Here is a 19,450-nt window from a genome sequence, read left to right as displayed (position 1 = left end):
CAAGACCTGTCGTCCATACAGCCTTGGCTTGCGTCGAACGCACGGATGGACATGGCGGACATGGCGCCGGCATGCAGAGGGAAAAATGGGGAAACGACGAGACAATTCGATAGATTTCCTACAATAAACCATCCCTATAATGCCGCGGCGCAACGACACGCATTCTTGTCGCTCTATTAGGTTGTAAAGATGAAGAAACAGACCATATTGTGCGCTCTGGTCAGCTTGCTCGCCGCTTGCGGCGGTGGCGGTGGTGACACCGGTGGTAGCGGCGGGAACGGCAACAGCCCGGATCCCAAACCGGTGGTGCCCCCGACACCGGTCCTGGCATCCATCAATGCCGCTGACGCATTAAAGAAATTTCTGGGCAGCGATCTGACCATCTCGAACCTGGCATCCAATGATGGCTATCTGGGCTCGGCGATGTTAATCGTCAGCCAGGAAGCTGGACAGCCAGCCCCATTCGTGACCAATGGCGTGTCGCAACAGGCAGCATCCGTCAAAGTCATTTCCCTGCTGCGCAGCAGTGCCAGCGGCAAGCTGCTATACCGAAACACCTGGAAACTGCATCTGGACGCGACCATGCAGCCCATCGGCATGGCGATCGGCTATGCCGATGCCGGCTACAAGGCATGCATGTCCGTCACGGGCCGCAACGAGTTGCCCGCCCTCAGCAATTCATCCGGCACGTATTTTTCGGGCGTGCAAACCTCGGCGTATGTCGAAGGTTTCAAGGCGGGAAAATACGCGAATTACTGCGACCCAAGCGGCACGACAAGCGCCAACGTGGAGTGGTCGGTTGCGGCAGGTTCGCCGCATCCCTATTTCTGCCTGACCATGCCTGGCAGCATGTCCACGACCAAAACGAGAATGTGCATTCCGGTCGATGCGGCCGGCACGCAGAATAATTCCGCATGGGTTCGACTCTACAACCCGGACGGCAGTGTCGCGATCGACTACAAGAACACGGACCTGAATAAACCGGTTGAACAACTGGGTACCGCCGTCGATGCGAACAACTATTGGTACGGCGCCGTATGGCGTCCGCAAGACGGTTATGTCTACCAGCGCTACCAGGACAGCAAATTTGCGTCCGAGCAAGCATGCAGGGATCAGACGACGATTAACTGGAAAGCGACCTGGGATGCCTCGAATATCGCGTGGATGTGCGTCAACGTCCAATCGAAATAAGAAGGTAAGGCAGTAGCGCCCCGGCCTGCGGGCAGCAATGCCGCTGGCCGGGGTATGTCAGGGCGGCGTTAGCCGCCCGCCACTACCATGCTCTCGATGAGGATGGAGCCTGTCTGCTTGGTGCCGCGGCGCAGCACGTCGGCGCCCACGGCAACCATGTTGCGCAGCATGTCTTTCATGTTGCCGGCGATGGTGATTTCTTCCACCGGGTACTGGATCACGCCATTTTCCACCCAGAAGCCGGAAGCGCCGCGCGAATAGTCGCCCGTCACATAATTGGTTCCTTGCCCCATCAATTCCGTCACCAGCAAACCCGTGCCCAGCTTTTTCAGCATGGCGACAAAATCGTCCGTGGCGGCCGTCCGGGACGACGTCAGGTACAGATTGTGCGAGCCGCCCGCGTTGCCCGTGGTCTGCATGCCCAGCTTGCGGGCCGTGTAGGTCGACAGGAAATAGCCTTGCACCACGCCATCCTTGACGACGTCGCGGCTGACGGTTTTCACGCCCTCCTCGTCGAACGGCGCCGAGCCGACGCCGCCGATCACGTGCGGGTCCTCGAAGATCTGCACGTGCGACGGCAGCACCTGCGTGCCCAGGGAATCGATCAGGAAAGTGGACTTGCGGTAGAGGGCGCCGCCGGAAGTCGCTTGCACATAGGTACCGAGCAAACCGGCGGCCAGCGGCGCCTCGAACAGCACGGGGCAAGTGCGCGTGCCCAGCTTGCGCGCGTTCAGGCGCGACAGGGCGCGCTCGGCGGCATAGCGGCCGATGGCTTCCGGACTCGACATTTTCGACGCATCGCGCACGGACGAATACCAGTCGTCGCGCTGCATCTTCGCGCCCTTGCCGGCGATGGGCGCCACGGACAGGGTGTGGCGCGAAAACGGGTAGCCGCCGATGAAGCCGCGCGAATTGGCGGAAACAAAATGCGATTGCTGCACGTGCACGCCTGCCCCTTCGCTGTTCGTGATGCGCGGGTCGACGGCAAAGGCGGCCGCTTCGGCGCGCTGGGCCAGCACGACGGCTTCCTCGGCGGAAATGAGCCACGGATAGTACAGTTGCAAGTCGCGGGGCGCCATTTCCAGCAGCTCGGCGTCGGCCAGGCCCGCGCAATCGTCCTCGGCCGTGAAGCGGGCGATGTTGTAGGCGGCGTCCACCGTGGCGCGCAGCGCGGAAGGGGAAAAGTCGGACGTGCTGGCATTGCCGCGCTTCTTGCCGACAAATACCGTCACGCCCATGCCCTTGTCCTTGTTCTGCTCGATCGTCTCGATCTTGCCTTTTCGGACAGACACGGACAGGCCGCCCCCTTCGCTGACTTCGACGGCGGCATCGGTGCCGCCCGCTTCCCGCGCAAAAGACAACACATCACGGGCCAGTTGCTGCAATTGCTCTTGACTATGGGTAAATACGGAGTCGTTCATGCGCTGTTTTCTTCGGAAAGCCGCTAAAACGGTTATCATAGCAGTCGTTTACAGTTTACAGGAGCGGTCCACAAGTCCTCTCCCGCCTTATATATCATGCCAAATCCAAACCGGGGAGCTTGCGGCTTCCAATCCACCGAATTCGAACAGGAATACGAGCGTCCTTCGAAATCGGAACTCAAGCGCCAGATGACCGTCCTGCAAAAGCTGGGCGAAGAACTTGTCAATGAGGCACGTGACCGCGTCAAGCGCGTTCCGATGCCGGAAGACGTGCGCGACGCCATTCTCGAGTGCCAGCAGATCAAGGATCACGAAGGCCGCCGCCGCCAGCTGCAATACGTGGGCAAGAAAATGCGCACCCTGGACGAGGAAGAAGTTGCCGCCATCCAACGTACCATCGATAGCTGGAAAGGCTTGTCGAAAGCCGACACGGCGAATATGCACGCGATGGAACGCCGCCGGGACAAGCTCTTGACGGATGACAAGGCGCTGACTGTCTTGCTGTCGGAAAACCCGGAACTGGACGTGCAGCATCTGCGCACCCTGATCCGCAACGCCCGCAAGGAACAGGCCGAGAACAAGCCGCCGAAAGCTTACCGCGAAATCTTCCAGATCTTGAAAGAGATCGCCAAGAAGAATAACAGCGGCAAGAAAGATGCCGATGAAGATGGCGTTGAGCCAGAAGAAGACGAATAACCCAAAAGCAAGGACCGGAGTCGCACCTTCAGGGGCCAGGCGTCCCTGTACGTCCCCGGCTTTTGTACTTGGGTTGGCAAAAACCGGGATCAGCCCGGTTTTTTTACGACATAGACAGGTGCCCCATGACCACTCTCGAAGACGAATTGATTATCGGCCTCGTGTCGATTTCGGACCGCGCCAGCGGCGGCGTGTATGAAGACCAGGGCATCCCCGCCCTGGAAAGCTGGCTGGCCGCCGCCATCCGCACGCCGTTCCGCCTGGAAAAGCGCCTGATCCCGGACGAGCGCTCGCAGATTGAAAATACCCTGATCGACATGGTCGACCTGAACCATTGCCATCTGATCCTGACGACAGGCGGCACGGGCCCGGCGCGGCGCGACGTGACCCCGGACGCCACCTTGTCGGTCGGCACCAAGGAAATGCCCGGCTTCGGCGAACAGATGCGCCAGATCAGCCTGCAATTCGTGCCGACGGCGATTTTGTCGCGCCAGGTGGCCGTGATCCGCGAGACGCCCGAGCGCGCCGCCCTGATCATGAACCTGCCGGGCCAGCCCAAGGCCATCAAGGAAACCCTGGAAGGGCTGAAAGACGCCGACGGCAAGCAGTTGGTCAACGGCATCTTTGCCGCCGTGCCCTATTGCATCGACCTCATCGGTGGCCCCTACATGGAAACCGACCCGGCCATCTGCAAGGCCTTCCGTCCCAAATCGGCGCTGCGTCCGGCGCAACCTTTACCTGAGGAAAACACATGAGCACTCTGCTGGAAACCATCGAACTCGACAGCGCACCGAATCCCACCGTTTCCATCATCTGGATGCACGGCCTGGGCGCCGATGGCAACGATTTCGTGCCCCTGGTAAAAGAACTCGATTTGCGCGGCTGCCCCGCCATCCGTTTCATTTTCCCCAGCGCCGGCACGATGCCCGTCACCATCAACAACGGCTATGTGATGCGCGCCTGGTACGACATTCTCGTGAGCGACCTGGTGCGCCGCGAAGACGAGGCCGGACTGCGTGCCTCGCAGCAACAGATCGAAGCGCTGATCGCACGTGAAAAAGCGCGCGGCATTCCCGCCAGCCGCATCATCCTGGCCGGCTTCTCGCAAGGCTGCGCCATGACCCTGCAAACGGGCTTGCGCCATCCCGAGCCGCTGGCTGGCCTGATGTGCTTGTCCGGCTACCTGCCGCTGGCCGACAAGACGGCCGCCGAGCGTACGCCGGCCAGCCTGCAGACGCCCATCTTCATGGCGCACGGCACGGCCGACCCGGTGGTGCAGATCGCCCGCGCGCAGCAATCGCGCGACTTGCTGACCGGCATGGGCTACAAGGTGGAATGGCACGAATACATGATGCAGCACTCGCTGTGCCAGGAAGAGATCGACGCCATCGGCGCCTGGCTGAAAAAAGTATTGGCTTAAAATACAACAGGCGCGGCTCGCGCCACGCCTGCAGGTTTTCCACTACGCCGGGAACTAGTTGTTCGCCGGCGTTTTTTCGTTCCAGACCTTCAACATGTCGGGCGACGCTTCCGCGCGGATGCCGTTATCGGTCAGCACGGATTCCGTGGCCGCCAGCATGTCCTTGCGCGGCACCACGACCATTTCCGCATCGCGTTGCTGGAAACGGAAGGTGAGCAAGTCGTCGGTCTGGTCGCGCAACAGGGCCACCAGATGCGCCAGGCTGCGCACGGACACGCCATTGACGGAATCGACGACCGAGAAGAAGCGGGTGCTGTAGCCATTCATCAGTTTGTGCGGGAAAAATGGCGCGGCAACCACCACCAGCTCTTCGCGCTCGGCATCGGGCGCATCGCCGCGACGCGTGACGAGCGGATTGCCGGCAAAGCTCATGCCATTCAACATCGGCGCATTGCCGTTCGGCGCGGCCATGAATTCCGTGGTGGCACGCGAAAACACCATCGGGCCGAAGATGAAATAGGAAGGGTAATTTCCCTGCAGGCTGGAAATGAGCATCGGGTGTGCGGCCGAGACGGGCACGCTTACCTTTAAAGGCACGCCCTGGCGCACCACCGTCAACGGCAGCAAACCGTTTTTCGCCAGCTGCTGCACGCGGTACTGGAAGCGCACGCGGCTGTTGGCATTCAGCTTGACCATGCCCTGGTTATCGATGGGAAAGTCGCCGATATGCGTGATGACATCCCATTGCCTGAGCGGATAGGCGGCATCCTTGCTGGCCGGCGTCATCACGACGGCGCCCTCGACCCCCTTGGCCAGCTTCAGGTAGCTGCGCAGCGCGGGATTTTCCAGGGTCTGCGTCATGTCGCGCAGGGCCGGCTTGCCCTTGGGCGCGCCGCTTGCCTCATCGCGCAGGAACAGTTCGATTTCCTCGTTGGGGATGATGTAGCCGATGTTTTGCGCATTGACCATGCCGGCAAACGCCAGGCCGATCATCTTGTCGCCGGCAATCACGGGACCGCCGCTATTGCCCGGGTTGATGGCCGCATCGATCTGGATGCGCAGACCGGACACGGGAAAGTTGTAGCGCACAAACTCGATGCGCGAGACGATGCCCTTGGTGATCGACAGCGAGGTGCCGCCCGTCGGATAACCATAGGCCAGCACGGCATCGCGCACGTCAGGCAAGACGTTGGCACGCGGCACCGGCTTGTGGCTGTCAAAAAAACTCTCGTCGTCGACTTTCAGCAGGGCCAGGTCCATGCCCCGCGAAATGGCCAGCACCGTGGCGGGAATCTTGTCGCCCGCGCCATTCGCCTGGATCTGCACCTGGCTGGCATAGCCGACCACGTGCGCATTGGTGAGGATGCGGCGGCCATCGATGACCACGCCCGAGCCCGTCACCTCTTGCGGCGCCGCCTTGCTCCACGGCTTGTAGGGATCGGGCCCGCGCAGGGTGGAAAACACCTTGACGACGGAATTTTCCAGGGCCGAGGCGCTGGCCGTACTGCTCTCCGCAGCCAGCGCGCGCACGCTCATCAGCGGGCAAAAAGAAAGGGCCAGCACCAGCAAGGTACGGCCCATCAGGGTGAAGCACGAACGAGTTTTCATTGGGCGTTTTCGCAATGGAAGGGAGACAAAAGTATATATTGAATAACAGCAATATCATTACATTTTGTCCACCTTTGCCCGAAGAAATCTTCTAATCGGGTAAAGGCGTGACGCCCAATGCCGGCACCGCCGTCTGCGCGCCATTCATCACCATGGCCAGGAAGGTGTAGTAGCCGCTGATGCCCATCAAGTCGACCACGCCATGCTCGCCAAACAGGGCCCGCGCCCGTGCATACGTGGCGTCACTGACCCGCTTGTTCTGCTGCAACTCGATGCAGAAATCATGCACGGCTTGTTCGTCTTCCTTCAAGGCAAGGGGCGCACGCCGCGCGGCGATGGCATCCACGGCCGCTTGCGCGATGCCGTTCTGCACGGCCAGCGGCGCGTGGATGGCCCACTCGACTTGCTGGTCCCATTGACGCGCCGTCACCAGGATCGCCAGCTCCGACAGACGCGTGCCGATGGCGCTGCGGTAGCGCAAGTATTCTCCCATGCGCTGCGCCGTTTCCATCAGCTCGGGGCTGCGGATCAGCGGCACGAAGGGGCCGTACAGCGCCCCGCGCGGGCCGTCGATGATGGCTTGCGCGGCCGCGCGCTGCTGGGCGTCGAGCTGGTCCAGCGGCAGCGCGGGCAAGCGGTCGATATTTGACCCCGCCATCAGGCAGTCCAGGCGACCACGTCCTGCTGCTGTTCGCCCAGGCCGGCGATGCCCAGGCGCATGCTGTCGCCCTTTTTCAGGAAGCGCTGCGGCTTGCGGCCCTGGCCCACGCCCGGCGGCGTGCCCGTGGCGATGACATCGCCCGGTTCCAGGGTCATGAATTGCGACAGGTAGCTGACGATCTGCGCCACGCTGAAGATCATGGTTTGCGTATTGCCCGTCTGCATGCGCTTGCCGTTGACTTCCAGGTACAGGTCCAGATCCTGCTCGTCGATGACTTCATCGCGCGTCACCAGCCAAGGGCCGATGGGGCCGAAGGTGTCGCAGCCCTTGCCCTTGTCCCATTGGCCGCCCCGTTCCAGCTGGAACGAGCGCTCGGAAATATCGTTGACGACGCAGTAGCCGGCCACGTATTTCAGGGCCTCTTCTTCACTGACGTACTGCGCGCGCGTGCCGATGACGACGCCCAGTTCCACTTCCCAGTCCGTCTTTTTCGAGCCTTTCGGCAGCACGACATTGTCGTCCGGGCCATTCAGGCAGGTGATGGCCTTCATGAAGACGATCGGTTCGGCCGGGATCGGCATGCCCGACTCGGCCGCGTGGTCCGCGTAGTTCAGGCCGATGCCGATGAACTTGCCGACCTTGGCCAGCGGCACGCCAAAGCGTGGATTGCCGCGCACCAGGGGCAGCGTCTTTTCGTCGAGCTTGGCCAGCTTGCGCAGGGCCTTGTCGGACAGTTGTGCGCCGTCAATATCAGCTATCACGCCGGACAGGTCGCGCAGTTTGCCTTCTTCATCGATCAGGCCCGGTTTTTCCTTGCCTGGACGTCCATAACGAACGAGTTTCATAGTCTTCCTTGGAGTTGATCATTGCCGCTGTGCAGGCCGCCATTTTACCGGATGGCCCGGCACGCCTGCAGCGGCCGATGAAAAACATCGCAAGTCCCGGCAACTGCAAGGCCGCCAGCACGCCAAACGCCACCTGGTAGGCCTGCGGCGGATACTGCAGCTGGCTGTTCAAGGGCCAGCAGCCCAGGATCAGGCCAAAGCCCGCCTGCACCAGAAAGGCGCCCGTGAAAATCAGCAGATTCAGGCAGGTGGCCGCCCTGCCCGTCAAGCTGGCCGGCATGCTTTGCGCGACGATCGCATACTCGAGGCCCGTGACCGTGCCCAGCAAGGTGAACAGCACGGACAGCAGGGGCAGGCTGGGCGCGGCGTTGCACGCCATGGCCATTTGCACGGCGACAAACAGGGCGACGCCCATGGCGGCCACCTGCATGGGCGCGATGCCGCGCCGGCCCGCCCATTCCGTCAGCATGCCCATGCCGATGGCGCCAAAGATGACGGCCGCCATGCCCAGGTACAGCAAATACGCCACGTTGTCGCCGGACATGCCGCCCACGTCGGCCAGCCAGCGCCCTATCCACAGCCCCTGCACGCCAAAGAACACCGTGTGCGGCAACAGGATCAGCCCGATGGTGCGGCGAAAGGCCGGGTCGCGGTAGACGCTCCACACGCCGCTCTGATGCACCGCGGCGCCAGGCGCGGGCGTAGCGGGCGACAGCACGCGGATCAGCACGCCGATGGCCAGGGCCGCCAGCGCCAGCGCCAGGAACACGCCGCGCCAGTCCGTGTAATGCAGCGCCAGCTTGACGGGCATGGTGGCCGTGGCCGCGCCCAGGCCGCCGACGGCGATCAGGTAGCCATGCACGGAAGGCAGGCGCGACGGCGCGATGGCGCAGGAAATGGCTTTCACGGCAGCCATGAAGCAGCCGCCCAGCCCGGCGCCCATGATGGCGCGCGCCCACATCAGCTCGGCAAAACTGTGGCCGCGGCTGAACAGCCATACACCGGCGGCCGCCAGCGCCAGCAGCCACACTTGCACGGCGCGGGGACCGTAGCGGTCCAGCGCCATGCCAACTGGCAATTGCACCAGCGCAAAGGCGAGAAAGAAGGCGCTGGTCAGCAGTCCCAGCTGCGCCGGCGTCAGGGGCACCGCGCCCAGCAGCTCGGCCGTCAGCACGGCATTCACGCCACGCAGCAGGCACGACAGGTAATGCCCCAATGCAAACGGCAGGAACACCAGGCAAAACACGGCCACGCCGGAGCGCGATGGTGCGCCAGCCGCGTGCATGCTCAGGCTGCCTGCGCCAGGCGGATGACCTTATGCGGCAGGTGCGGAATAGGCTCATCCGTTTCAAAGAAGAATTTCTCCTGGCCGAACGCGGGTTGCAGATGATCCATCCATGTCGCTTCCGCATCGAACTTCGCATAAAACGGCCGGCGCACCCAGTCGGGATTGCGCGCTTGCAAGAACTGCAGGGCAAACAGTTTTTCCCCATTGATGGTGACGATGCCATCGATGACGACCTTGCCGGGAAACGCACTCATGGAAGGTCCGCGCACCGTGCGCGACAAGCCGGACACCATCTGGTAGGCGGCCTGGAAAATCTCGTGCGCCTTTGCCAGCGGCAACTCGAAATAGCCGCGCGGCCCCGTGTCGCGCTCGACAAACATATAGTACGGAATCGCTCCCAGGCGCGTGCCCGTCTGCCACAATTCGGCCCAGCTTTTCGGGTCTTCATTGATGTGGCGGATCAGCGGCCCCTGCATGCGCAAGGTGGCGCCCGTCGAGACGATGCGTTTCACGGCTTGCTGCGCGATATCCTGGCGCAACTCGACGGCGTGGCTGTAATGCCCCATCACGGCCAGGTTCTTGCCCGCCTTGACGATGCGTTCGAACAGGCGCAGCAAGTCATCCGCATCGCGGTCGGAGACAAAACGCTGCGGCCAGTACGCCACCGACTTGGTGCCGATGCGGATATTCTGGATGTGTTCCAGGCCCGGTTCCAGCAGCGGCTCCAGGTAGGCGGCCAGCTGCCGCGTGTTCATGATCATCGGGTCGCCACCCGTGATCAGCACGTCCGTCACTTCCGGATGCAGTTTCAGGTAGGCGGCCAGCTCATGCGACTCGCGCGCGTCGAACTTCATGTCGTCCATGCCGACGAACTGGGGCCAGCGGAAGCAGAAGGTGCAATACGCGTGGCACGTCTGGCCGGCGCTGGGGAAGAACAGCACGGTTTGCGCATACTTGTGCTGCAAGCCGCGCACGGGCGCATCGTTGACGCGCGGCACGTTATGCGTCATCTGCCCGGCCGGGTGGGGATTCATGCCCAGGCGCAGGCCATGCACATAAGCATCGATGGCCGCCTTGTCCTGCCGCGCCAGCACCAGGTCGCGCAAGTGGGCGTACTGCTCCGGCGGCAGCATGTCGCGGTGAGGAAAGACGAGGCGGTAGATGGGATCGTCCGGAATATTGTTCCAGTCGATCAGCTGGTCAAGCACATATTCGTTGGTGCGAAATGGCAACACGTGCGACACCACTTGCACGGCTTCGCGCTGCTCTTCCGGCATCCAGGCCCACTGCCGGGCCTGTTGAATGGTTTGCCGCGTATACGGCTTGAACTTGGTTGGAAACGGCTCGGTAATCAATGCGGACACGGTCGGCTCCTTGCCAGTAAATGACGATAACTTCCATGAAATCGACCGAATATCAGCCAATTCCTGCCTGTTCTTCTGCACGCCACGGTGCTGTGAAAGTCATCATAGTTCTTGCCTCAAGGAACCAAATTGCCACACATCAACAAGCGTTTCGATACGGCGCAAGCTGCCTGTGAGCACGACCTTAGTTTGTTCCATCGCAATTTGATCGCGCCCATGCCGACGTAAATTACGGCTTGGCAACACATCCCTCGATATCAAAGGAGTTTTCATGAAACGCTTATTCACGGGTAGCCTGCTGTGCCTGGCATTTGCCAGCGCCAGCGCCAGTGCCGCAGTCGAGCCGACGGAAAAAGACGCCATCGCCATGGCCGAACGGGGCGCCGCCTTCATGAAGGCGCATGGCAAGGAAGAAATGATGAAGAAGATCACGGCGAAAGATCCCGATTTCGTGCAGGGTTCGCTGTACGTGGACATGCGCGACATCAAGACGGGCATCGTGCTGGCCCACCCCATCAACCCGTCCATCGTCGGCAAGGACTTGACGGACGTGCCCGATGCGAACGGCAAGAAGTATCGCCGTGAAATCATCGAACTGGCGCAAAAGCAGGGCAAGGGCTGGGTCGACTACCAGTACAAGAACCCCACCAGCGGCAAGATCGAGCCGAAGACCACGTACATCTTGCGCGTCAATGACGTGGTGCTGGAAGCGGGCATCTACAAAAAATAAGCCATCCCCGGCGCAGTGCGGGCGCGGCGGCTGGCCGCTGCGGCGCCTGCAATGTGCACAGCCACTGGCAGGAGTCAGACATGCTCAATCGACTACGCATCGGACCAAAATTACTGCTGGCGCCCATCCTCATCCTGCTGCTGCTGATACTCAGTTCCAGCGGCGCCTGGTATGGCATGGTGCGGCAAAATGCCTCGCTGGAAAACATGGTGCGGGTGCGCATCACGCACCTGAAAGCGGCCTCCGACGTGGCCGGCGATGCCAAGCATGTGCACGGCAATATGTACCAGTTGCTGTCGTGGACGAATGGCAGTTTCGCCAAGGCCCGCATCGATGCGCTGGAGCAGCAGATCAAGGCACGCCACACGGCCATCGGCAGCCAGCTGGCCGCGCTGCGGGGCACGGCCACGGGCGCCGAGCGCACCCTCGTCGATGCGGCCATCGCGGCGCTGGCCGCCTACCGCAAGGCCGTGCTGGAAACCATGGAAATGGCGCAGATGGATCAGTCGATCGCCACCAATTCCATGCTCAAGGCGGAAACCCAGTTCGTCCAGCTGGCCACGCAGCTGGCGCAGCTGTCCGCGCTGGAAACCACGCTCAGCAGCCAGGCGCACGCCACGGCCAGCGCGGAGTTCCGCAGCCTGGGCTGGAGCATGCTGCTGACCGTGCTGCTGTCCATCCTGGTGTCCATCGTGGTGACGGTGCTGGTGCGGCGCGCCATGCTGGCGGAAATCCGCGGCATCGCCGACGCCGTGCAAGACCTGGCGGCAGGCAAGCTGATCGCCGGCGCCGCCAAGCAGGGCAACGACGAGATCGCCGATGCGTCGCGCGTGCTGGACCAGACCATCGCCAACCTGAACCAGACCTTGCGCACCATCATGGATGCCGTGCAATCGATCGACACGGCCTCGCGGGAAATTGCCAGCGGCAACCTGGACTTGTCGGCGCGCACGGAAATGCAGGCCAGCTCGCTGGAAGAAACGTCGAGCGCCATGGAAACCCTGACGGAAGCCGTCAACGACAATGCCAACAATGCGCAGATGGCCTGCGACCTGGCCGCGCAAGCGTCGGACCTCGCCGTGCAGGGCGGGTCGGCGATGCAGGAGGCGGTGACGACGATGGCAACCATCCGCGCCAATTCGCGCCAGATCGTCGATATCATCGGCGTCATCGACGGCATTTCCTTCCAGACCAATATCCTCGCCCTGAATGCGGCGGTGGAAGCGGCGCGCGCGGGCGAGCAGGGACGCGGCTTTGCCGTGGTGGCGTCCGAAGTGCGCACCCTGGCGCACCGTTCGGCGCAGGCGGCCAAGGAAATCAAGACCCTGATCGCCACCTCCGTCACCACCATCGATGGCGGCAGCGTGGCGGTGCAAAAGGCCGGCGACAGCATGGGCGCCATCGTTGCCTCGGTACAGCAGGTCAACGATATCATCCAGCGCGTGAAACAGGCCAGCGCCGAGCAGGCGTCGGGCATCACGGAAGTGAACCAGGCCGTCACGCAAATGGATGATGTCACGCAGCAAAATGCGGCCCTGGTGGAAGAGGCGGCGGCGGCGGCGGCCAGCCTGCAGGACCAGGCCGTGAAACTGTCGGCGGCCGTGGCCGTATTTACGCTGGACAGTCCGGCGCCGTCCGCGGCGGGCACCGGCGATGAACAGGCCTTCCAGGATCCGGCCAGTTCCGCCGCGGGCACGCAGGCGGAACGCCGGGCGCTGCACAGTCCATTGCGCGGCGCGCCACGCAATGGCGCCGGCGCTGCAGGCCGCGCCCCGCAGCGCCAGCGCGGCGCCTGATACCGGCCCGCGCGCTAGCCGGCGGGCACGCGCATGGGCTTGCTCAAATACGGCGAACCGGCCAGCACGAAGCGCCACGGCGTGTCCATCGCCTTGGATATGCCGATGCGCGGGCCCGCCTGCACCGTCACGTCGGCCTCGCGCGCCAGCAAGGTGAATGGCGGCGCATCGAGCGCCAATCGATTCTGCAGGTGGCTCACGCCCAGCGCCTGGCACACCTTGCCCGGTCCCGAGCACAGCAGCCGCAACGCTTCGACCCCGCGTCGCTCGCGCATGACATCGATGCCGGCCAGCGGTTCAATGGCGCGTATCAGCACGCCCGCGCCATGGCCCGGCTCGCGGCAAACGAAATTCAGGCACCAGTGGATGCCATACGAGCGGTACACATACGCGTGCGCGGGCGGACCGAACATGGCCGCATTGCGCGGCGTCATGCCGCCATATGTGTGCGAGGCCGGGTCCAGCCGGTCATACGCTTCCGTTTCCACGATGCGCCCGCCCACGCCATCGACCAGCACGGTCACGCCGATCAGCTGGCGCGCCACGGCATGGGAATCATCCGCAAAATCGATACCGGCAAGGATTTTTTTCATGCGGCAATTGTAGCGCCGCCCTGCCCTGCGCACGCGCCCGACAGCCTTGAAAACAAATAAAGCTTACCGTTTCAACCATGAAAATCGAGAGAATGATCGTCGCAAATCGGCGAAAACCAGGCGGTAACAGGGAAAAAAACAGGATTTTTTCGTCAATCCATTGCTAAGATGAACTATTGCCATGCATAAACAGCGATAATCGTCCGGCACTGCGTTGCACGCCCCCGAGGCGGCCAGCGGCAGCGCGCCAAAGAATATCCACCAAGCATGCAAAGACAACGATGATGAGAGCGGCAGCGCAAGCGCAAGTAGTGCAGGAAGATCCGGTCGACGCCCTGATGCGCTCCATCCGTATCCCGCCGCGCCCCAGCCTGCTGGTCGACTTGCAGCGCGAGCTGGCCGAGGACGACCCGTCGCCGCGCAGGATCGCGCGCATCATCGCCGACGACGTCGGCATGTCGGGCGCCCTGCTGAAACTGGCCAATTCGCCGTTCTATGGCGCCGCGCGCAAGGCCAAGTCCGTCGAGCAAGGCATCAATTTTCTCGGTATCAACCAGTGCAGCGCCATGATGACGGGCTTGCTGGCGCGCCAGGCGCTGGAAGCGGAAGGCGTGGAGCTGACCAACTTCTGGGACGTCTCGGCCAAGCGCGCGCGCGCCGTGGTATTTACCTCGCGCAAGCTGCGCATCGCCCCGCCCGACATCGCCCACACCTTCGGCCTGTTCTGCGATATCGGCGTGCCCCTGCTGATGAACCGCTTCCCCGACTACGTCAAGACGTACGCGGCGGCGGCCAACGATGCGCACAATTGCTTCACCACCCTGGAAGACGCGCGCCACCAGACCAACCACGCGGCCATCGGCTGCCTGCTGGCGCGCAACTGGGGCCTGTCGTCCGACGTGTCCTGGGCCATCCTGCACCACCACGACTACACGGTGCTGGCCGATCCGTCCACGGACGACGCCATCCGCTCGCTCGTCGCCCTGTCGCTGCTGGCCGAAAAGGGCATTCAGCGCTACCATGGCAACAGTACCTCGCTGGAGTGGGACAAGGGCGGCAGTCTTGCCTGCCAACATCTCGGCCTGTCGGAAGAAGAAGCAGCCGACCTGCTCGACGAACTGCACGAGATGTTCGATACCGACCATTGATGTCCCAGGCTGTATGATCTGTCCGGGCGCCAGGCAAAGCCTGGGCGCCCGTTTCCGTTTGCCTGACCCGTTTTACTTAACCTGTTGATCGCCATGCCCAAAAATAAGCGCCCTGTCCCCCGTAAATCCGCCAACACGCCTGAAGACAAGGATGAAGCCGTCACGCGCATGCTGTGCACGATGGCCCTGAACCTGGCGGAACAGGAAGACAGCGAGTCGCAGGGCACGGTACTGGCCGAGCAAGCCGTCGAATTCGGCCGCCTGATCCGCAAGGCCCTGAATCAAAAGAAAGATGAAATCCTGTACGACGCCATCGAGCGGGCGAAGTACGAAGACGTGGGCGCCTACCAGTACCTGCGCGGCCATATCGAGGAAGCTTCGTCCGTCGTGACGATCCGCCGCGACAACGCGCCGGCCATGGAAATCAATGCCTTTGTCGTGCCGCTGCTGGTGCAAAGCTCGGGCGGCTTGCAGGAAGCGGACAGTTTCCAGAACCAGGACGCGTTCGAAGCGCTGGTGAAAAGTTTTCAGCAAGCAGGACTGGAAAGCCCCAAGGCCAAGGTAGTCTTGATGAGCCATGCCTACGACCTCGATGAAATCGACCGCATCACCTACAGCCATGTGCACGAGATGGTGCGCGACGCGTACAACTCCATGACGGACAAGAAGATCGTCGCCACGCCGGGCCTGGAAAGCAGCATCGTCGGCTGGAGCGGCACGGCCTTCGGCCCGCAGGACACGGCCGTCGAGCTGCGCTTCCTGCTGGGCTTTGCCCTGAAGCGCGTGGATGACCCGTTCTATGCGGAACCGAAGGACGAGGCGGCGCTCGACGCCTGGTTCGACGCGCGCATGGCGCGCTACCAGAAGTGGACGGGCGACGTGAGCGGTCTGGTCAAGCGCTGCCTGGCACCGGCCGGCAGCACGCTGGAAGTAAGTTTCCTGTACCAGGACCTGTTCCACGGCGGCAAGGAACAAGGCTTGAGCGAGTACGCGATCCTGCAAATGATGTCGGGCATCAACCATGCCCTGGCGGAAAACGCGATCGATGCCGCCGACGTGGCGGTAGTGGTCGGCCCGGCCGACGCGCACGGCGAGATGCTGCTGCGCGTGAACGTGCATGCGGCTGGCGGCGCCCTGCTGCACAGCGCCGACAAGCCGCTGGACCTGGCGGCCGACTTGCAGGATGAGGTCGACGACATCTGCGACGCGCTGGCCACCATCGGCGTCACGCAATTGTCCGTGGCGCTGAAATTCGACGCCCAGGGACAGCCGCTGGAAGCGCAGGCGTACAGCCCGGCCGTCTGAGCTACCCCTCCAGCTTGAACAGGCTGACCAGCGCCGACAGCTGATGCGCCTGTTCCTGCATGGCTTGCGCGGCGGCGGCGGCCTGCTCCACCAGGGCCGCGTTCTGCTGCGTCACGTCGTCCATGCTGATGATGGCCTGGTTCACTTGCGCGATGCCGACACTCTGCTCGTGCGTGGCCGTGCTGATGTCGTGCATGAAGGCCGTCACCCTGGCGATGCTGTCCACCACGTGCAGCATGGCGTCGCCGGCCTGGCCGGCCAGCTCGCCGCCCGCTTCCACCTGCGTCACCGAGACGCCGATCAAGTCCTTGATTTCCTTCGCCGCGCCGGCCGCGCGCTGCGCCAGGCTGCGCACCTCGCCCGCCACCACGGCAAAGCCGCGTCCCTGCTCGCCCGCGCGCGCCGCCTCCACGGCCGCATTCAGGGCCAGGATATTCGTCTGGAAGGCGATGCCGTCGATCACGCCCGTGATGTCGGCGATCCTGCCTGACGATTGGCGGATGGCGCCCATGGTGTCGACCATGCGCGCCACCACGGCGCCGCCCTGGCGCGCCAGCTGCGCGGCATCGCCCGCCAGCACGCTGGCTTGCTGCGCATTGCCCGCATTCTGGCTGACGGTGCCCGTCAGTTCCTCCATCGACGCTGCCGTCTGCTCCAGCGAACTGGCTTGCGCCTCCGTGCGCGCCGACAGGTCCAGGTTGCCGCTGGCGATTTCCTGCGATGCCGCGGCGATGGCCGCGGCATTGCCGCGGATCTGGCGCACGGTGCCGGCCAGGTCCTGCTGCATGCGCGCGATGCTGTGCAGCAGGCTGGCGTCGTCGCCTGCCCGCAGGTGCACGGCAGCGGACAGGTCGCGCCCGGCGATGCGCCGCGTGACGTCGCCCGCGTAGGCCGGCTCGCCGCCCAGCGCGCCCAGCACGCTGCGGATGACTTGCCAGCCCAGCGCCGACATCACGGCCAGGGCGGCGAGGAAAAACCACAGGAACTGCATGGCCGCATGCCAGAAGGCGCTCTCGATGTCGTCATTGAAAAATCCCGTGCCGATCCACCAGCCCCAGGGCTTGAACGCAATGATGCCATTCAGCTTGCCCACCAGCTGTCCTTCCCGCTTGCTCTTGACCGTGACCAGGCCCACTTCGCTGCTGGCCAGCGCCTCGACATATGCCTGCGAATCGGGCCGGCCATCCAGCGTTTCGCCTTCGGCGATCACGCCGATATTCTTCGGGTTCGGGTGCACCAGGTTCAAGCCGTTCGGCAGGCGCGCCCAGTAATAGCTTTTGCCGTCGTTATTGAGCTGGGTCAGCGCTTCTTTGGCGGCCGCCTGCGCCTGTTCGCGCGTCAGGCGTCCCGCCAGTTCCTCGGCATGGTAGTGGGCGGCCAGGTGTTCGCCCATCTTGAGCATGTTGACGATCTGCGCTTCGCGGTCGTGCCGCATGGCCTGGTACAGATTGCGCAGGCTGTAGGCGCCCAGCAGGGCCATGCCGAGCAGGGCGGCGCCGACCAGCAGAATCAGGCGGTGAGAAACTTTCATGGATATCCTTGGATGCGGCTGCATCCCGGCGCGCCATCGGCCACGACAGGCGTGGCTATCCCTGCCCTGCGGCCGGCAGCGGCTGGCGGACAGGCGATGGACAGGCGCGGGAGGCTAGCGTTTGGGTTTGACGGCGAGGTGCGGCATGAAATATTCAGGCCGCAGTTTGCGGGTAATTTCCAGCACCGGCAGCACGTGGTCGAGATGGCTGCGCATGGCCGTGACGGCGTGTTGCGGATCGCCCGAGGCCACCGCCTCCACCACGTCGCGGTGTTCGGCCATGACGTCGCTCATGCGCCCTTCGAGGGGCAAGGTCAGCTGGCGGTAGCGGTCCATCTGGGTCTTGGCCTGCAGGATCATGGGCCACACGCCGGGATAGCCGGACAGCTCGGCCAGGGCGGCATGAAAGCTCTCGTCGGTGCGGTGAAAGCCGCGGATGTCGTTTTGCGCGATGCACTCGGCCTGCGTCGCCAAAATGGCGCGCAGGCTGGCAATGCCTTCCGGCGTGGCCCGTTCCGTGGCCTTTTCGATGATGGCCGTCTCCAGGGCGCAGCGCACCAGCATGGCTTCTTCCAGCGAGTCGAGCGGGATGCGCGCGACAAAGGTGCCCACGCGCGGCAGCACCTCGATCAGGCCTTCCTCGGCCAGGCGCTGCACCGCTTCATGCACGGGCGTGCGGCTGGTGCCCAGTTCATCGGCCAGCTCCTTTTCCACGATGCGCGTCCCCGGCAGCATGCTCATGTCGACGATACGCTGGCGCAGCAATCCATACACGCGGCGCGCGGCGCTGACACCGGTTTCGCCATCGGCAGGAGGAAGAGAGGACGTCAGATTCATAGACTTATTTTAGCGGAACGGCAAGGTTAAACGGGAAAAAACAGTGTCTTCGATGATACAGGGTCTGCGCTCATCCGGCAGGCATTTCCGTGCGCGCGATAATGGCGCCACGCTGGCCGATCACGCATGCGGCCAGGCGGTGTCCCGCCGCCGCCGCCATGGCCGGCGATTGCCCTGCCAGCCGCGCCGCCACGTAGGCAGCGCCAAACGAGTCGCCGGCCGCGGTAGTGTCGACGACGTTGCGCACCGGCTGCGCCGCCACTTCCTCGACGACGCCATGCAGGCTGACGATGCACGGCTGCTCGCCGCGCTTGAGGACGATCTCGGGCACGCCCAGGGCCCCCGTGCGCGCCAGCACCTGGGCGATATCCGCCGGGCCGTACAAGGCGTCTTCATCGTCCAGCGTCAGCAGCGCCAGCGACGACAGGCTCAATACGCGATGGTAGACCGAGGCGGCCGCATCGGCGCTTTCCCACAGGCGCGGACGGTAATTATTGTCGAAGATGATCTGCCCGCCCTGCGCCTGGCACTGCGCCAGCGCCGCCAGCAGCACTTCGCGGTCGGCCGGCGCCAGGATCGCCAGGCTGATGCCCGACAAATACACGTGGCGCGCGCCTGCCAGCTGCTGCAGGATGGCCGGCGCCTGCGGCCCGCGCAGCCAGTGGCGCGCGGCCGCATCGCTGCGCCAGTAGTGGAAGCGGCGCTCGCCCTGCGCATCCGTCTCGATCAGGTACATGCCGGGCAGCTTGTCGGCCAGGCGCTGCACGCAGCGCGTATCGATGCCCTCTTCCTGCCAGCTGGCGCACATCTCGTCGGACAGGCTGTCGGTTCCCAGCGCCGTCACATACGCTACCGCGTGGCGGCGCGCGTCGAGCTGGCGCGCCAGGTACACGGCCGCGTTCAGGGTGTCGCCGCCGAAGCGGTAGGCCATGGCCTGCTTGTTCTCCCCGCCCGCGCGCTGCAATTCGATCATGCATTCGCCGATGACGAAAACGGTGTGTGGTGCCTGCATTGCG

Annotated in this window: 19 protein-coding genes; 8 read left to right on the top strand and 11 right to left on the bottom strand. The window is 63.5% G+C overall.

What is annotated here, in order from left to right; all coding sequences use genetic code 11:
• The first annotated feature begins 189 nt into the window (after nucleotides 1-189).
• Entirely contained in the window at nucleotides 190-1,191 is a 1,002-nt protein-coding gene (locus ACZ92H_RS09255) for a hypothetical protein (protein WP_465049096.1), read from the top strand.
• A 68-nt stretch (nucleotides 1,192-1,259) separates the two neighbouring features.
• On the opposite strand, the gene pmbA is transcribed toward ACZ92H_RS09255, so the two are convergent.
• Nucleotides 1,260-2,612 carry a metalloprotease PmbA gene (pmbA, locus tag ACZ92H_RS09250; protein ID WP_465049095.1) on the bottom strand — a complete coding sequence of 451 codons (1,353 nt, stop codon included), beginning with the start codon at nucleotides 2,610-2,612 and terminating at the stop codon, nucleotides 1,260-1,262.
• 96 nt (nucleotides 2,613-2,708) lie between these two features.
• Here pmbA and yjgA point away from each other — a divergent pair, with 96 nt between their 5' ends.
• The 3 genes from yjgA to ACZ92H_RS09235 all read left to right on the top strand — a co-directional run bounded on the left by yjgA (nucleotide 2,709) and on the right by ACZ92H_RS09235 (nucleotide 4,728).
• A complete protein-coding gene (gene yjgA, locus ACZ92H_RS09245) occupies nucleotides 2,709-3,308 on the top strand; it encodes a ribosome biogenesis factor YjgA (protein WP_131373528.1) in 600 nt (199 codons plus the stop codon).
• Nucleotides 3,309-3,433: 125 nt separating this feature from the next.
• The gene (gene mog, locus ACZ92H_RS09240) at nucleotides 3,434-4,063 is read left to right on the top strand and encodes a molybdopterin adenylyltransferase (RefSeq protein ID WP_465049094.1); all 630 of its coding nucleotides are present in this window, start codon (nucleotides 3,434-3,436) and stop codon (nucleotides 4,061-4,063) included.
• Nucleotides 4,060-4,728 carry an alpha/beta hydrolase gene (locus ACZ92H_RS09235; RefSeq protein ID WP_465049093.1) on the top strand — a complete coding sequence of 223 codons (669 nt, stop codon included), beginning with the start codon at nucleotides 4,060-4,062 and terminating at the stop codon, nucleotides 4,726-4,728. Before mog ends, ACZ92H_RS09235 begins: the two co-directional genes overlap by 4 nt.
• A gap of 54 nt (nucleotides 4,729-4,782) precedes the next feature.
• On the opposite strand, the gene ACZ92H_RS09230 is transcribed toward ACZ92H_RS09235, so the two are convergent.
• From ACZ92H_RS09230 to ACZ92H_RS09205, 6 genes are all read right to left on the bottom strand, one after another.
• Nucleotides 4,783-6,336: a S1C family serine protease gene (locus ACZ92H_RS09230; RefSeq protein ID WP_465049092.1), complete on the bottom strand. Its 1,554-nt coding sequence runs from the start codon at nucleotides 6,334-6,336 to the stop codon at nucleotides 4,783-4,785.
• 91 nt (nucleotides 6,337-6,427) lie between these two features.
• The gene (locus tag ACZ92H_RS09225) at nucleotides 6,428-6,994 is read right to left on the bottom strand and encodes a carboxymuconolactone decarboxylase family protein (RefSeq protein ID WP_465049091.1); all 567 of its coding nucleotides are present in this window, start codon (nucleotides 6,992-6,994) and stop codon (nucleotides 6,428-6,430) included.
• On the bottom strand, nucleotides 6,994-7,842 hold the full coding sequence (locus tag ACZ92H_RS09220) for a fumarylacetoacetate hydrolase family protein (RefSeq protein ID WP_131373524.1): 849 nt from the start codon (nucleotides 7,840-7,842) through the stop codon (nucleotides 6,994-6,996). The genes ACZ92H_RS09225 and ACZ92H_RS09220 overlap by 1 nt, the downstream gene beginning before the upstream one ends.
• Nucleotides 7,787-9,127: an MFS transporter gene (locus tag ACZ92H_RS09215; RefSeq protein ID WP_465049090.1), complete on the bottom strand. Its 1,341-nt coding sequence runs from the start codon at nucleotides 9,125-9,127 to the stop codon at nucleotides 7,787-7,789. The genes ACZ92H_RS09220 and ACZ92H_RS09215 overlap by 56 nt, the downstream gene beginning before the upstream one ends.
• 2 nt (nucleotides 9,128-9,129) lie before the next feature.
• A complete protein-coding gene (locus ACZ92H_RS09210) occupies nucleotides 9,130-10,407 on the bottom strand; it encodes a KamA family radical SAM protein (RefSeq protein ID WP_465049242.1) in 1,278 nt (425 codons plus the stop codon).
• A 189-nt stretch (nucleotides 10,408-10,596) separates the two neighbouring features.
• Entirely contained in the window at nucleotides 10,597-10,767 is a 171-nt protein-coding gene (locus ACZ92H_RS09205) for a hypothetical protein (protein WP_465049089.1), read from the bottom strand.
• Here ACZ92H_RS09205 and ACZ92H_RS09200 point away from each other — a divergent pair.
• Nucleotides 10,766-11,224: a cache domain-containing protein gene (locus ACZ92H_RS09200; protein ID WP_131373522.1), complete on the top strand. Its 459-nt coding sequence runs from the start codon at nucleotides 10,766-10,768 to the stop codon at nucleotides 11,222-11,224. The two genes, ACZ92H_RS09205 and ACZ92H_RS09200, sit on opposite strands and share 2 nt — an antisense overlap.
• An 80-nt stretch (nucleotides 11,225-11,304) precedes the next feature.
• The gene (locus ACZ92H_RS09195) at nucleotides 11,305-13,020 is read left to right on the top strand and encodes a methyl-accepting chemotaxis protein (protein ID WP_465049088.1); all 1,716 of its coding nucleotides are present in this window, start codon (nucleotides 11,305-11,307) and stop codon (nucleotides 13,018-13,020) included.
• Nucleotides 13,021-13,034: 14 nt separating this feature from the next.
• On the opposite strand, the gene ACZ92H_RS09190 is transcribed toward ACZ92H_RS09195, so the two are convergent.
• Entirely contained in the window at nucleotides 13,035-13,613 is a 579-nt protein-coding gene (locus ACZ92H_RS09190; RefSeq protein ID WP_465049087.1) for a DNA-3-methyladenine glycosylase, read from the bottom strand.
• A 281-nt stretch (nucleotides 13,614-13,894) separates the two neighbouring features.
• Here ACZ92H_RS09190 and ACZ92H_RS09185 point away from each other — a divergent pair, with 281 nt between their 5' ends.
• Both ACZ92H_RS09185 and ACZ92H_RS09180 read left to right on the top strand, forming a co-directional pair.
• Nucleotides 13,895-14,761 (top strand): HDOD domain-containing protein, encoded by an 867-nt coding sequence (locus ACZ92H_RS09185; protein ID WP_131373519.1) that lies wholly within the window; start codon nucleotides 13,895-13,897, stop codon nucleotides 14,759-14,761.
• A gap of 93 nt (nucleotides 14,762-14,854) precedes the next feature.
• Nucleotides 14,855-16,066 carry a hypothetical protein gene (locus tag ACZ92H_RS09180; protein WP_465049085.1) on the top strand — a complete coding sequence of 404 codons (1,212 nt, stop codon included), beginning with the start codon at nucleotides 14,855-14,857 and terminating at the stop codon, nucleotides 16,064-16,066.
• A 1-nt stretch (nucleotide 16,067) separates the two neighbouring features.
• On the opposite strand, the gene ACZ92H_RS09175 is transcribed toward ACZ92H_RS09180, so the two are convergent.
• From ACZ92H_RS09175 to kdgK, 3 genes are all read right to left on the bottom strand, one after another.
• Complete coding sequence (locus ACZ92H_RS09175; RefSeq protein WP_465049083.1) at nucleotides 16,068-17,597, bottom strand: methyl-accepting chemotaxis protein; 1,530 nt, start codon at nucleotides 17,595-17,597, stop codon at nucleotides 16,068-16,070.
• Between the two features lie 114 nt (nucleotides 17,598-17,711).
• Nucleotides 17,712-18,434, bottom strand: a complete 723-nt coding sequence (locus ACZ92H_RS09170; protein WP_131373516.1) for a GntR family transcriptional regulator — start codon at nucleotides 18,432-18,434, stop codon at nucleotides 17,712-17,714.
• Nucleotides 18,435-18,504: 70 nt separating this feature from the next.
• A complete protein-coding gene (gene kdgK, locus ACZ92H_RS09165; protein ID WP_465049082.1) occupies nucleotides 18,505-19,446 on the bottom strand; it encodes a 2-dehydro-3-deoxygluconokinase in 942 nt (313 codons plus the stop codon).
• Nucleotides 19,447-19,450: the final 4 nt, after the last annotated feature.

The sequence above is a fragment of the Janthinobacterium foliorum genome, assembly GCF_978021625.1.
The sequence above is the reverse complement of the archived record's forward strand: the minus strand, read 5'-3'. Positions and strand labels throughout refer to the sequence as shown.